At 47.8% G+C, this 14289-nt stretch carries 14 protein-coding genes; 10 read left to right on the top strand and 4 right to left on the bottom strand.

Annotation, left to right across the window (positions count from 1 at the left end; translation table 11 throughout):
• The first annotated feature begins 12 nt into the window (after positions 1 to 12).
• Positions 13 to 744, top strand: a complete 732-nt coding sequence (locus tag CXK86_RS27055) for an ABC transporter permease (RefSeq protein ID WP_036673135.1) — start codon at positions 13 to 15, stop codon at positions 742 to 744.
• A 29-nt stretch (positions 745 to 773) separates the two neighbouring features.
• Complete coding sequence (locus tag CXK86_RS27050) at positions 774 to 1127, top strand: YxeA family protein (RefSeq protein WP_036616662.1); 354 nt, start codon at positions 774 to 776, stop codon at positions 1125 to 1127.
• Positions 1128 to 1212: 85 nt separating this feature from the next.
• Here CXK86_RS27050 and CXK86_RS27045 read toward each other — a convergent pair whose 3' ends face one another.
• Positions 1213 to 2469: a DUF445 domain-containing protein gene (locus CXK86_RS27045; RefSeq protein WP_076253896.1), complete on the bottom strand. Its 1257-nt coding sequence runs from the start codon at positions 2467 to 2469 to the stop codon at positions 1213 to 1215.
• Positions 2470 to 2802: 333 nt separating this feature from the next.
• On the opposite strand from CXK86_RS27045, the gene CXK86_RS27040 reads away from it, so the two are divergent.
• The 3 genes from CXK86_RS27040 to CXK86_RS27030 all read left to right on the top strand — a co-directional run bounded on the left by CXK86_RS27040 (position 2803) and on the right by CXK86_RS27030 (position 5271).
• On the top strand, positions 2803 to 3630 hold the full coding sequence (locus tag CXK86_RS27040) for an aldo/keto reductase (protein WP_036616658.1): 828 nt from the start codon (positions 2803 to 2805) through the stop codon (positions 3628 to 3630).
• Positions 3631 to 3904: 274 nt separating this feature from the next.
• The gene (locus CXK86_RS27035; protein ID WP_101314859.1) at positions 3905 to 4423 is read left to right on the top strand and encodes a sigma-70 family RNA polymerase sigma factor; all 519 of its coding nucleotides are present in this window, start codon (positions 3905 to 3907) and stop codon (positions 4421 to 4423) included.
• Positions 4420 to 5271, top strand: a complete 852-nt coding sequence (locus tag CXK86_RS27030) for a DUF4179 domain-containing protein (RefSeq protein ID WP_101314858.1) — start codon at positions 4420 to 4422, stop codon at positions 5269 to 5271. Before CXK86_RS27035 ends, CXK86_RS27030 begins: the two co-directional genes overlap by 4 nt.
• A gap of 151 nt (positions 5272 to 5422) precedes the next feature.
• On the opposite strand, the gene CXK86_RS27025 is transcribed toward CXK86_RS27030, so the two are convergent.
• Entirely contained in the window at positions 5423 to 5884 is a 462-nt protein-coding gene (locus CXK86_RS27025; RefSeq protein WP_017691032.1) for a cupin domain-containing protein, read from the bottom strand.
• A gap of 258 nt (positions 5885 to 6142) precedes the next feature.
• Here CXK86_RS27025 and CXK86_RS27020 point away from each other — a divergent pair, with 258 nt between their 5' ends.
• Positions 6143 to 6994, top strand: a complete 852-nt coding sequence (locus tag CXK86_RS27020; protein WP_101314857.1) for an AraC family transcriptional regulator — start codon at positions 6143 to 6145, stop codon at positions 6992 to 6994.
• 150 nt (positions 6995 to 7144) lie between these two features.
• Here the strand turns inward: CXK86_RS27020 and CXK86_RS27015 are convergent, their stop codons facing one another.
• Positions 7145 to 8758 (bottom strand): glycoside hydrolase family 28 protein, encoded by a 1614-nt coding sequence (locus CXK86_RS27015; RefSeq protein WP_101314856.1) that lies wholly within the window; start codon positions 8756 to 8758, stop codon positions 7145 to 7147.
• A gap of 481 nt (positions 8759 to 9239) precedes the next feature.
• Between CXK86_RS27015 and CXK86_RS27010 the strand changes: the two genes are divergently transcribed.
• The 4 genes from CXK86_RS27010 (at position 9240) to CXK86_RS26995 (ending at position 12425) form a co-directional block, all read left to right on the top strand.
• Complete coding sequence (locus CXK86_RS27010; RefSeq protein ID WP_051449904.1) at positions 9240 to 9968, top strand: amino acid ABC transporter ATP-binding protein; 729 nt, start codon at positions 9240 to 9242, stop codon at positions 9966 to 9968.
• Positions 9969 to 10008: 40 nt separating this feature from the next.
• Complete coding sequence (locus CXK86_RS27005) at positions 10009 to 10839, top strand: transporter substrate-binding domain-containing protein (RefSeq protein ID WP_036673119.1); 831 nt, start codon at positions 10009 to 10011, stop codon at positions 10837 to 10839.
• A gap of 101 nt (positions 10840 to 10940) precedes the next feature.
• Positions 10941 to 11663: an amino acid ABC transporter permease gene (locus CXK86_RS27000; RefSeq protein WP_076253897.1), complete on the top strand. Its 723-nt coding sequence runs from the start codon at positions 10941 to 10943 to the stop codon at positions 11661 to 11663.
• Positions 11664 to 11774: 111 nt separating this feature from the next.
• Positions 11775 to 12425 (top strand): amino acid ABC transporter permease, encoded by a 651-nt coding sequence (locus tag CXK86_RS26995; RefSeq protein ID WP_076253898.1) that lies wholly within the window; start codon positions 11775 to 11777, stop codon positions 12423 to 12425.
• A 521-nt stretch (positions 12426 to 12946) separates the two neighbouring features.
• Here the strand turns inward: CXK86_RS26995 and CXK86_RS26990 are convergent.
• On the bottom strand, positions 12947 to 14284 hold the full coding sequence (locus CXK86_RS26990; protein WP_076253983.1) for an FAD-dependent oxidoreductase: 1338 nt from the start codon (positions 14282 to 14284) through the stop codon (positions 12947 to 12949).
• Positions 14285 to 14289: the final 5 nt, after the last annotated feature.

Raw genomic sequence — 14289 nt, 5'->3', positions numbered from 1 at the left:
GGAGGGGAACACATGCTGAGGAGCATTTCCGCAGAATGGCTTAAACTTCGGCATTCCCGGATCAGCCTGGTACTGGCCATTCTGCCTATTATCAGTCTGCTTATCGGATGCTTTAACTTTTATTTCAATCAAGCGGCTTTACAAAACGGGTGGTACAGCCTGTGGACACAGGTCAGTTTGTTTTACGGAGAATTCTTCCTGCCCATCCTGATCGCTATCTGTTGTGCCTTTGTATGCCGCCTGGAACACAGCAATCGCAACTGGAATATGATTCTGGCTTCTCCAGTGTCAGTCACCAGCCTATTTGTTGCCAAGTTGGTCATTGTTGGCATATTGATCTTCTCGGCTCAAGCCTTCTTCATGCTCATGTACTGGGCAGCAGGCAAACTGTTCGTCATTCCGGGTCCGTTCCCGATGGAGACCGTCGTATGGAGCCTGCGAGGATGGTTTGCCTCTATCTCTATTGCTGCACTGCAACTAGGGTTGTCGATCCGGATAAGAAGCTTTGCGACGCCAATTGGCATCAGCCTTTGTGCAGTCTTTCTGGGACTAGGCATGTATGTGCTGAAAATCGGCATGTTATTCCCCTACTCCTTGTTAACTATAGGCATGGGCGTTCTGAGTCAAAAGGGACTGACATCCTCGGAGAATATCGTCTTTCTTTTCATGAACAGTCTCTTTATCCTTCTGTTTGCTACCTGGTCGATCCGCCGCCTGAAATATAAAGACATCGCATCGTCCTAAATTTACCGAGATTAAAGGAGGACAAGAACATGAAAAAAGCATTCACTATTCTCGCATTGGTACTCGTTATTCTGACTTGCCTGTGGCTCTTCTTCATGGACCCTGCTAAATTGACTCCCGATAACCCTGCCGGCAAAACAACCTACTATACCACTGTGAATCAGACTACAGTCAACAAGGATGACAATGGCAGATATGCTTATGAACTGATCGGCTATACAGACGAAGGAAAATCCAAAACACTTAGCTTCTCCACCAGTAAGCTACTCAAAAATGGGGCCTATCTGAAACTATATGTATCCACGCTGCGTGGTGTTACACACTGGGAAGAGGTCACAGCGGACGATCTGCCGGGGCAAGCCAAGCAGTTAACCTCTAAATAGAAAAAAGATGCGTATCTATATCTCCATTGATATTTGCATAACAAAAAGAGCCTTGCCCCATTACTTCAAGGGTGGCTCTTTTAGGTTATGCCAATGCCATCTGTAGCGCAGTCAGCGCAATCCCGATAACAAATCCGGTAACGGCTCCGTTGATCCGAATCCATTGCAGGTCCTGTCCAACCTTATCCTCAATCATCGAAACCAAAGTGGCATTGTCCATTTTGTCCACATTTTCGCGTACCAGTTTACCGATTTTAGAATGATTTTTCTCCAGCAGTGTTGTGACGCCATTTACGATCTTGGCATTCATGCCTGTCATCAACTCGTCATCTGCCCGCAGATCAACCAATACCCGCTCAATGGCAGGCAGTGCATACGTATCTACATACTGTCCATCTTCCATCGCGGCGAGTGCCTTGTCTCTCAGGTCGGTGAGTTTGTTCAGCACCGTTTCCTCTGCGTTCCAGCCCTCCAACATATTGTTCTTCCAGCTGTTGATTCCATCTTGCATAGCCTCACTCATTGCCAAACGCACCGTCTGGGTACGTACCATATCAAGCACCTTGTATCTTAGAGCGCTGCCTTCACGTTTCATATCCTCTACCCGATCGAAGAGATATCCTTGTAAAATGCCACCCAGACGCTCCTCGTTCATATAACCCAGGAACGCATTCATCGCAAACTGCATCAATCCGTTCATCTGAATGCCGCTGATGGCTTTCATGCCGCTTTCACCTAAAAACATGATCGTCTCGGGTTTAACCAGCCACTCCTCGGCTTGCTTCAGTCCATAGTCCAGCGCTTTGGCGTCGTAGCCCCGCTCTGTCATCTGGTGGGCAGCCCGTTCCAGAATTGGACCCAGATCAAAGGCGCCCGCTTGTGACTTGATCTCACGTGCCACGAGCGGAGCAATCTGCTCTAACGGCAGACCAGCCAGAATTCGTTTGCAGAGCGTATCAATCATGATCTTGATCCCGTCACTGTGAAGCTCACGTGTCAACGTATCTAGCACCGTCTCTGCTGCTTTGAAATCTGCAATTTTCTCGGTAATGCTGTCTTTGTTGAGCAAGTTATTTTCTACCGCGGAGACCAGACCTTCCGTCATTTTATCGCGATTTTTCGGCAGCAATGCTGTGTGTGGAATGGGAATGCCGAGCGGGTGCCGGAATAATGCGGTAACGGCGAACCAGTCCGCAAGTCCACCCACGAGTCCCGCTTCAAATGATCCTACCAGCAACTTGCCCACAGGAACGCCCTGGAACGGCAAGGATGCAGCAAATCCCGCTCCCATGACCACGAGAGACCAGGCTGCTGCTTTTTTGGTTTGTTTAGGTTTAGCCATTGTATTCTTGCTCCTTTATCGTTAATCGTACGGTCTGGTCTATACCCGATTCCGTACTTCGTCTGTTCTTATGTAAACTCTCCAATTACAAAGTCTTGGCTTCCATATTTCGTATACTTCATCTTATCACCCACAAGCGTCAAAACCAAACCTCTGGTTGAAGAAAAAGGATAATAGCGGCGTTTACTTCGTAAAATGGATCACTCCCTTTTCCAAGACCAGGAAGATTTTAGTATAATCATTCAAGACGGCCCTTCGATATCGATTGGCTGCTGAACAGCAGGGTAATTACATATTGGAACAATGAATCAATAAGAGGAGGAATTTCGGACCATGAAACACGTGCAGGACACAACCACGCTCTATAACGGAGTCAAAATGCCATGGCTGGGTTTTGGGGTATTCAAAGTTAAAGACGGAGACGAAGTCGTTCATGCTGTCAAAACAGCCATTCAAGCTGGTTATCGCAGCATCGACACAGCCAAAGCGTATAACAACGAAACAGGTGTCGCTCAGGGTATTCGTGAATCTGGAGTAGCTCGTGAGGATCTGTTCATTACCACTAAAGTATGGAATAGTGATCAGGGATATGAATCCACGCTGGCTGCCTTCGAAGCAAGCATGGAACGACTCGAACTGGAGTACCTGGATCTCTATCTTATCCACTGGCCGGTTAAGGGCAAGTACAAAGACACATGGCGAGCGCTGGAGAAACTCCATAAAGAAGGACGCATCCGCGCGATCGGTGTGAGCAACTTCCAGATTCACCATCTGGAAGACTTGATGATCGATGCCACGATCAAACCAGCAGTTAATCAGGTGGAGCTTCACCCACTATTGATTCAGTCAGAGCTTCGTGAGTACTGCAACAAACATCAGATTCAGATCGAAGCCTGGTCTCCGCTCGGACAAGGTCATCTGATGGATCATCCGTTGCTGAAGGATATCGCCGCCAAATACAGCAAGTCCCCTGCACAAGTAATTCTGCGCTGGGATCTGCAGAACGGCATCGTGACGATACCGAAATCCGTTACGCCTGAGCGTATTCACGCGAATGCTGATCTCTATGATTTTGAGTTAACTTCGGAAGAAATAGAGCAGATTAACAGTCTGAACGAGAATAAACGATTTGGTTCTGATCCAGACAACTTTAACTTCTAATATAAGCAAATTAATTCGATTACACCCGCCTTCGATCTTAGAAGAGCGGGTGTTTTGGCATGTGATGTTATAGGCAAATTATTCTATGTTAAGAATGGAGGCGAGGCTCGTTATCCTATTCAGGGCCGAAAGAAAAAAATTTTTTTGACCGTTTAGAACTATTTCTTCTCCTCACCAGTCTAACGAGTGTCAAGCGAACTCAAGCACTTCTATAGAATCCAGGCCTGGAACGAGCGGTGACTTGAATATTTAGGTTGATCAGGGGGGATCAGGAGTGATTAGACTGAACCATAGAAAGACAAAAGAAGAACAGTTCAGCGAAAAAATAACAGAGATTCAAAATAAATTATATCGACTGGCATACTGCTATGTTAAAAATGAACAAGAAGCGCTGGATATCGTATCCGAAGCGGTCTATAAAGGGTACATCGCTTATGGAAAGATGGAGTCCATGACTTATTTTGATTCCTGGATGTCACGAATTGTGATTAACACAGCGATAGATCATATTCGACGCAACCAGCGAGTGACCTATATGGAGGATCATGTGCAGGAGTTTGTATCTCCAGAGCGAGGGGCATCCCTAGAAGAAAAAATGGATCTATATGACGCACTGGACCGGCTTATCCCCGAGGAAAGAGCCTATATTATATTAAAATTCTTTGGTAATATGCGTTTCCGGGAGATCGCTGAAGTGCTCTCCCTGTCGGAGAATACCGTTAAGTCAAAATTCTATCGGATTATCAACAAATTAAAAATGGATTTAATTGAAGGAGAGGTTGGAGATCTATGACAGGTAAAGATCGTTACGAAAATATTGAAATCCCTGCTCAACTTACTGACGTTATTCATCATGCACAGAAAAGAGCCACTGCTCGCAAGAATTCATCTCGAATGATTCGTTATGCCTCAGTCATAGCGGCATGTGCTGCTTTTCTCTTCGTGGTGAACATCCCTTCCGTAGCAAACGCCATGTCCAAAATACCTGTGGTCGGCTCTATTGTTCAGGTGTTGCAATTTGGCGATGGAGGCAAAGTTACAGATGGAGTAACTGTGGGATCAGAAGCAACCGAAAATACGCTTAAAATCAATTTTAGCACCGACGATCAAAATCAGACTAATGATGCGCCCCATTATAATGTGGTACACAAAGAAGCACCGAATCGTATCCTCTTCACTTTTAACGGTGCACGTTACATGGATATAAAGAAAGTAAAAGCCGACTTCATGACCCAGCTTTTAGTGAAAGATGTTTATGGTTCCATGATTTTAGACGACTCTTCCGTCGGATTCGTAGTTGTTTTAAAAGAAGGGGTACAGTATGCCGTAACGGAATTCAAGAACCCTGGATACCTGGAAGTGAAACTGACTTCCGACGGCAAACCGGTCACACCTCGGAAGGTATACTCTCTCCGCACAGAATCAATGCCTTTTGGAGAATCGATGGGTATAATTAAAGAGTCCTATCCGGATGAGGACATCTCTTTCCTCAAAACGTCCACTGGTGAGTTTACAGCAGTTATTGGAGAATATCATACCGCTGAAGAAGCTGAACAGAAGCTCAAAGAACTCGCTCAGCAACCGGATTATCATGAGGAGTTTTATGTGGACAGCTGGATGAGTAACGAGAATCCGAAGTGATTAGTCATTGCCAAAAGTGATGCCTATTCAAAAGGGAATGATCTATCCCTGAACTAGGCATAGACCTCAGCATACTTTATACGCTCGATCCAAAAAAATCCCGATTCGGATGCACTGAGCATCTCGGATCGGGATTTTCACATATTAAAACCTATTCGCTTTTGGATACAAGCTTGAAATCATCAAAGTGGAAACCTGGCGCTACTACACAAGTTACCAGTACAGGCTCATCGCCCAGCGGACGCGCTGTCTGCCATACGCCGGCAGGAACGAGCACCTGTGGTGATTGCCCCGCAGCAATATCCATCCCCAGAACAAGAACTTCCTCGTTCTCCGGGTTCTCCCCATTGCCACCCAGCTTCAGTTCAACTGGACTGCCGCTGTGCCACAGCCAAAGTTCATCGGACAGAACCGTATGCCACTCGGAGATTTCATGTGCGTGCAGCAGGAAATACGTGGAACTTGCCGAGAATCGTGGGCCGGAGTATGTATCCGGCAGAACGGACTGTGGAATCTGATAAGATGCCTTCCATTCTTCCTTATACCAACCGCCTTCAACGTGAGGCTGCATATTGAGCGCAGCAACCAATGGCGATAATTCATGTGTCGTCATAACCTGTTTCCTTCCTTCCAAATCATATTGGAGACACTCCTTAACCAGAGTTTCGCCTCTCTCTCCCTACTCTAAAACATCATTCAAGTTTTGTCACCTTGACAGCACATAAGGTGCCATGCCAGATTCGTTCTCTCGGTATTTAACGATAGGATTAAAGAAATATTTCATTTCCAATGATAGCGTTTACAAAAAGCTGGATGTTCCGTTATGATATGGATATCGTTGTTAATCCGTGAAGCAGAGGGGAGCTGTACCATGAGTCTCATAGAGGACCGGATTGGACCCAAATACCGAATCGGTGAACATTCATTTACCATTGAACATATGCGCAGACATGATGGGAATGGTATGCCACAACCTCACGCTCATCCATTCTACGAACTGTATTACTTACTTCAAGGTGAACGAGTGTATTCCATGAATGGTCAGATTTTGTCCGCCCGCAAGGGTGATTTTATTCTGATTAATCCACATGATGTACATACTACCTCCAAAGGAAGTATTCCCGGCTTCGAACGGATATTAATCGGTTTTTCTCCTGCTTTTGCAACGGGGATGGAACTTGGCATATGTGGTCTGCTGCCTTTTAATTGTTCAAGACTCCTTCGCCTGCCTGAAGCGGAACAGCCCGAGATGGAGCGTATATTGTGGCAGATGCTGCAAGAATGCAAAGAGCGACGCCCTCACTATGAGATCGCCGTAAGAAGTCTGCTTGCCCAACTTTTGATCCGTATCCATCGGGTAGAGGAGGACATCCGGCAGTCATGCCCCGGTCCCTTGCATCCGATGCAGGACAAAATCAGTGAAATTGTCACTTATGTGAATAAAAACTATACCGAACCACTTACATTGGAGGGTGCAGCCAATCGTTTTTATATCAGTCCATCCTATCTGAGCCGAATGTTCAGCCGATTTACGGGGTTTCGGTTTAGCGAATATTTGCGTGTTGTTCGTGTCCGGGAGGCACAACGAAGATTGCTGTCCACACAAGAGCGTGTCCAGATGATCGCTGAGAAGGTAGGATTTGAGCATACGGCTCATTTTAACAAAACATTCAAACAGGTTACCGGTACAACACCGCTGCGCTATCGTAAGGAACACCGGTAGATCATCAGATAACTTCATATAAAAGCCGAGTGGGTAGCCTCGCTCCAGAGATTACGCATTCCTTATATCAAAAGGCATCACGATTACTGGATCATGGCTGCACCACTACGGCTGAATTGGACCAAATTGTATAACCCTATTACATACTTTTTATCTACGAATGATCACGCCACTTCGCACCTCGGGACCCACAGATATCTGACGACCGTCTGTGTCTGCATCGCCTTCACGACATACAATGCCTGCGGACTCGTGTCCTGTCACCATCAGAAGTCGGCCATCTGCACCTTTTCCCTGAATTCTCTCTAGCTCCGCCCCTTTGCACTGGTGCAAATGAACCAACGGACCTTCGGTGATCTGCGCTTGCAATTCAGCGATATGCAGATGTTTCGCATGAGCACATTGGATACCACTGCGAGCTTGCACGTTGTAACGCTGGATGATCACCCCATCCAAAGGCTGTTCCGGCAATCCACTCACAAGCAACGCAGTGTCGGCACCCGCACAGACCACATCCGATATTCGAATATCCCGGAACACCGGCGTCTCTTCGCTAATCTCCTGAGATAGATCACTGCCCCGGGCAGACCCTTCCTGATTTGCATAGAAAAAGGAAAACGAGATGGCTTCCATAATGATATCTTTCATATATATGCGCTCAATCTGAATGTCCTCAACCACTCCGCCGCGCCCACGTGCGCTTTTGAAGCGAAGTCCAATGTCCGTTCCGATAAACGTACAATCCGACACACGTACATGCCGCACACCACCGGACATTTCACTGCCAATTACAAACCCGCCATGACCGTGATACACCGTGCAATCCCGAATGGTGATGTACTCCGATGGAAGACCCAGTTCACGGCCTTCGGCATCCTTGCCTGATTTCAGACAGATCGCATCATCACCGACATCGAATACACTCTTCTCGACCACCACATGACGACAGGATTCAACGTCCAGCCCATCTCCATTCTGAGAAAACCACGGATTTCGCACACTCACGTTACGAATGGTGACATGCTCAGATGCCCAGGGGTGCAGATTCCATGCAGGCGAGTTCTGAAACGTTGGACCGTCCAGCAGTACCCGTTTGCATCTCCGTAAACTGACCATGTTGGGACGTAAAAAGTCTCTGACTTCTTCATAGGCAACGACATCACGCACCTGCTCCTGATGCAATCGATTTGCGATGGCGCCGCCCTCAAGTGCAGCTGTGGTAGGCCACCAGATTTCTTCATCTCCGCTGGATTGCTCTACAACACCACCGGAAGCGATCAATTGGTTCCATTGTGAAGTGGTCATTTTGGAGCGTTTCACCGGACGCCATGCCTCCCCGCCCCCATCCCATATCCCCTCACCAGTAATCGCAATATCCTCCAGTTGATCACCATCGATCGGGGATTGGCAACGGACCACCTGCCAGCCTTCGAAGCTTGATGCAATTAATGGGTATTGATCAAAATCTCGGCTAAACGTAACCAGTGCCCCTTCTTCCACATGTAGTTCGATCCGGCTGCGCATTACAATCGGACCTGTGAGCCATACCCCGGCAGGAATTACGATTCTCCCACCTCCTGCTTCAGCACATGAAGCGATGGCAAGTCGGAACATCTCCGTATTATCTGTTACGCCGTCTCCAACAGCTCCATAGTCTGTAAGCTGAAAATCCTGTACAGGAATGACAGGCAAATTGGCTTCATAAGCTCGAACATCGGACTGGGCACTTGCTCCTGTCGACATTGGGGAGTGATATGTATTCATCGTGCAGAATCATCCTCTCTACATGTAATGGAATTGTTATAGGGTCAATACATCGCTTTTACTTTCCTTACTTAACGTTCATACGGACGCTCTCTCACTCCATGATATCAATGGCATGACGTGTAGGGTTGAGCTTTCTTGCCATGTACACGTGGAACTTGATGCTATTTGTTTTGTTAATCAGAGTCATAAATCAAACATCACTTTCAGTATACTCTATACAACTATTCCAAAGGTTGGAAAGAAACTAGGAGAATAGATTCATTTTTCTGTCAGGATTCGTCACAAGGAGTTTAATAACATGACAGATATATAACATATTTTCTGGCTATAGCCCTAGGGAACCCATTACTTATGTCATGTTTTATCACAAACCAATTGCCATAAGCAGGATGACTATGTATGATTAAATAACTAGTTTCAATTTATTCCTTATTATTCCTTTTACACACAGACGTTGCAGAAAGGATGGGGTGTACTCTTGATTGAATTTAGGGGTGTCCAGAAACATTTCGGTCATTTTCATGTCCTCAAGGATATCCATCTTCACATTGAAGAAGGAGAAGTCGTCGTCATTATCGGACCTTCCGGCTCCGGCAAAAGCACGTTACTCCGCTGTATTAACCGCCTGGAGACCATTACCGAAGGTGAACTTGTCGTCAGTGGGATTCCTCTACATCAGAAAAAGGTGGACATTAACCTCTTCCGCCGTGACATCGGCATGGTATTTCAACACTTCAATCTTTATCCTCACAAAAAAGTCATCGATAACATTACCCTTGCACCCATGAAGGTGCGCAAACAACCCAAAGAACAGGCAGCCGCAACAGCAATGAAGTATCTGACCCGGGTGGGCATTGCCGACAAAGCAGACAGTTATCCCTCCCAGTTGTCCGGTGGACAACAACAACGGGTAGCCATCGCCAGAGGACTTGCCATGGAGCCCAAAATCATGCTTTTTGACGAACCTACCTCTGCTCTCGATCCCGAGATGATCGGGGAAGTCCTCGATGTTATGCGTTCCCTTGCCCATAATGGCATGACCATGGTCGTCGTTACCCATGAGATGGGATTCGCCCGCGAAGTTGCGGACCGGGTCATCTTCATGGACGAAGGCCGAATTGTTGAAGAGGCCAACGCTGCAGAATTTTTTGACAACCCCAGAGAAGAACGAGCACAGCAATTCCTGAGCCGTCTGATTCATCATTGAGAATAATCCACTATTCCATTTTGAAAGGGGTCTTTTATTCATGAAGAAATTATTGAAATGGCCATCATTTATGCTTGTCCTCATTCTCTCCCTTGTATTGTCAGGTTGTAGTACAGGTACAGATACACCTTCAGCGAGCGGTGGTGGTGACGCCGAGGCGAAAGGCACGATTGAGCGGATTAAGGAACGTGGCAAGCTCATCGCCGGTGTGAAATACGATACGAAGCTGTTTGGCTTGAAAGATCCTGCAAGTGGCAACGTTGAAGGATTCGATATTGATATCGCCAAAGCACTCGCCAAACAGATCCTTGGAGATGAGACCAAGGTCGAACTGAAAGAGGTCACTTCCAAGACGCGTATTCCCATGCTGCAAAATGGAGACATCGACATCATCATCGCCACGATGACAATTACGGATGAGCGTAAGGAACAAGTAGATTTCAGTGATGTTTATTTCGAGGCAGGCCAATCCCTGCTGGTGAAAAACGACAGTGCGATTACCGGCCTGGAAAGCCTCAGCGGGGTAAAAGTACTCGCGGTGAAAGGCTCCACATCCGCTCAGAATATTCGCGAGAAAGCCCCGGATGCTGAGGTGCTTGAATTCGATAACTATCAGGATGCATTCACTGCTCTCAAAGCAGGTAAAGGCGAAGCGCTGACCACAGATAACATCATCCTCATCGGTATGCAACAGACGGATAACAGCTTCCAATTGGTTGGTGGCAATTTCACAAGCGAACCTTATGGTATGGCCATTCGCAAAGGTGACACTGCCTTCGTGGAGGAAGTCAACGCACTGCTCAAAAGCATGAAAGACAGTGGGGAATATGACACTTTACATGAGAAATGGCTGGGCGCGAAGCCCGAGTAACCCGAATTAAGATAGGTAAGCGGCGAATTCGTCTGCTGGATGCGAAGCATGAGCAGACGTAATCGCCGTTTCTACATCTGGAGAACGGAGGCTTCGCCTATATGGGCACATTGGATTTCAGCGTACTAATGCGACACTCGGATCGTTTTCTGGAAGGATTCCTGAATACGATTCAAGTGAGCATTATGGCTCTCATTGGCAGCTTTATCCTTGGCGCGATCCTGGCTATCTTTCGGATATCCCCTGTGAAACCGCTGAACTGGATCGGCACGGCTTTTGTGGAATTTATCCGAAACATCCCATTGTTACTGGTTGTGTTTTTCTTCTATCTTGGACTGCCTGCACTAGGCATCTCGCTGGATGGATTTGTCTCCGGTACTCTGGGTTTGACCATCTACACCGCCGCTTTCATTGCCGAAGCAATCCGAGCGGGCATTCAGACCGTGCCGCGTGGACAACTGGAAGCAGCAAGGTCTTCAGGTTTGTCCTATGTACAGGCCATGAACCTGATCATTCTGCCCCAGGCCATCAAGATTGTACTGCCGTCCATCGGCAATCAGTTCATCAATTTGGTCAAAAACTCATCCATTCTTGCCGTTGTCGCTGGTATGGATCTTATGTATTTTGCCGACCTGGTTAACTCGGATACGTTCCAGCCGCTAAGTGTGTACACCATTGTTGCGCTGTTCTATCTGGTGCTGACACTACCACTCAGCTTCCTGGTGCATTATATGGAGCGCAGGTTTGGACAGAGCGATGCAGAAGCGCGCAGCACCAAAGGCAAACCGAAAAAGAACAAACCGACAGGTCAGGTCACCATGTAACAGATTGACTTGTACCTGCGCAGATTTTTAGGGAAATATATTGGCTTGTCCATGCCCCATCTATTGATCTTCGATATTCCATTCCTGCACACAGAAGGAGGCTAATAAAATATGGACTTTAGCGGGGCCTATGCGTGGCCCAACCTTCGTTTCCTGCTTCATGGATTCCTGATTACCCTGCAGGTAGCAGGGCTATCCATTATATTCAGCTTTGTGCTTGGCACTGTGCTGGGTACGATCCGGTTTACCCGTATCCCTGTTCTGTCACAGATCGTCGCAGTGATCGTGGATACGATCCGGAATCTGCCGCTGTTGCTCATCATTTTCTTCATCCACATGGTACTTCCACAGCTCGGGATTAAAATGTCCGTCTTCTGGTCCACAGTTGTTGGACTGAGTCTGTTCGAAGGCGCGATGATCGCCGAGATCGTCCGCAGCGGTCTGAAATCCGTTGAGCGCGGTCAGGTGGAAGCTGCCCGCTCCTCGGGCCTCAGCTACATGCAGACCCTCGGTGGCATCATCATGCCACAGGCGCTACGCCGCATGTCCCCGCCGATGGTCAGCCAGTTCATCTCACTCCTGAAGGATACTTCACTGGCGATCATCATCTCTCTGCCGGAGCTGATGCACAACGTGCAGATCCTTGGCGGTCAAAGTTTTGATTACATTATCCCGGCCCTGCTGCTCGCAGCCGTATTGTATTTTGCCATCAACTACGCGCTATCCATTGTCGCAAGACGACTTGAGGCACGGATGAATTGAATGACTGAATGAATGAAGCGCTGAGAATAAGGCATGAGATAATACGAAACATGAAGGAGCATGACGGAACCGAGACCCCATGATTGATCAGATATGAAGAAATGAACTTGAAGGAAAGAACCTAATAGATGAAAAAAATGAAAGCGCCCCAAAGACTCTAAACCCACCTATGCAGTGGATATGGAGCCTTTGGGGCTACATTTATGCTCATCAATTCACGAGCTTCCCACGCATTTCTAACGAACTGAGGGAAGCTTATTTAGCCTTTTTCGGGACATTTCCTAATCTAACGAATCGTAGACGCTCTATTCTTCCGATTCACCCCGCTTTTACCCCCTATTACAAGATTTTGAGTAAAATAACTTCACTGAGATTCGCTACATTTTTCATTTCAGCTTATAGCCCCATATTAGTCGTCTCAGGTTCGTTAAAACTTACGCCACCGCGAATTAAATTAACACCCACTCCCACTATTAATGATTCGCCCGATTCGCCCAATTCGTCCACAATCAGCTCATCCGCTAGATCGCTGCTCCGTTGTGACGTAATTCCGCCTGTAAAAGCTCGATCGGAAGTTCCACCGGGTCCAGCATCATCTTCACTGTTAGTGCAGCCGCTGTCCCTGCCGCCTCCCCGGTAGCCATACAGCTTGGAGTCAACCTTGTCGTTGCATGCGCCTCATGTGTGGTGGAGATGCAGCGTCCTGCCGCCAGCAGATTGCGGATATTGCGAGAGATCAGACAGCGATACGGAATATCGTACGCCCCATCCCCCTCTATAAAGGCAGCCACAACACCTTGACCCGAAGGGTCATGAATATCAATCGGATAACCACTTCTGGCAATCACATCGTCAAATTTCCGTCCTGCAACTACATCCGCTTGTGTCAATGCATACTGCCCAATGATCCGTCTCGATTCACGAATACCAATCTGCGGCGCTACTGCCGAGATCGAAGCCCGTTCGAATCCAGGCACATCACGCTGCAAAAACTCAGCGATCATCAGCACCTGTTTCCGGCCTTCCTGCTCCGCAGAGGTCAGATCCTCGGCATCCGTCGCATCGAGCCCCTGCACCCGGGTACAATTAATCAGCACTTCATCCTCTGCCGGTCCGGTAAAAAACAACACCTGGTCGCGATTAATCGGCACACCTGCTTTTTTCCACTGGGAATAGAAACCACTCACCCCGGTTAACGGAATGCTGTCCAGTTCAGCAAAAGGAGTTTTCACATAGAAGTCCTCCGGGTGCTCCAGCATGTATTGTTTCACTCGTCCAAGATCGACACCACGCATGCGGAATTTCATGGTCATCGGCTGTGACTGATGGTCGCCGTCTCGTCCTTTTGCCACAGAAGCACCCGCAAGATAAGCCAGATCCGCATCACCGCTTGCATCCACAAATACATTCGCCTGGAACTCCTTTCTTCCAGATTTGTTGGTCACTCGCACCGCTTCCACCCGATCCTCTACAACGACCACCTCGTCCACAAAGCTGTGCAATAACAGCCGGACACCAGCCTCCTGCAACATCTCTGCTGCAACCACCTGAAAGATGGCTGGATGGTACGGCGTGACAGTATGCACAAATCCAACCGTATCGCGCAGATGCCCCGGGGAGCCGCCACGTGCCTGCAAACGATCTACAATCTCCTGCGCAATACCTTTAATAACCTGCTCACCGCGCTCCGTATGGAAAGTCATCCAGGGATAGACCATAGCGGCGGTTGACATCCCGCCCACGAATCCATATCGCTCCACCAACACTGTTCGTATACCCAGTCGTCCAGCCGCAATGGCTGCCGCTATACCCGCAGGGCCCCCTCCCACAATAACGACATCTGCTTCTTCCTTTTTCATGCTTA

It is taken from the genome of Paenibacillus sp. BGI2013, assembly GCF_002843485.1.
GTDB classification, from domain to species: domain Bacteria; phylum Bacillota; class Bacilli; order Paenibacillales; family Paenibacillaceae; genus Paenibacillus; species Paenibacillus amylolyticus.
This window is presented reverse-complemented; position numbering and strand designations above follow the sequence as displayed.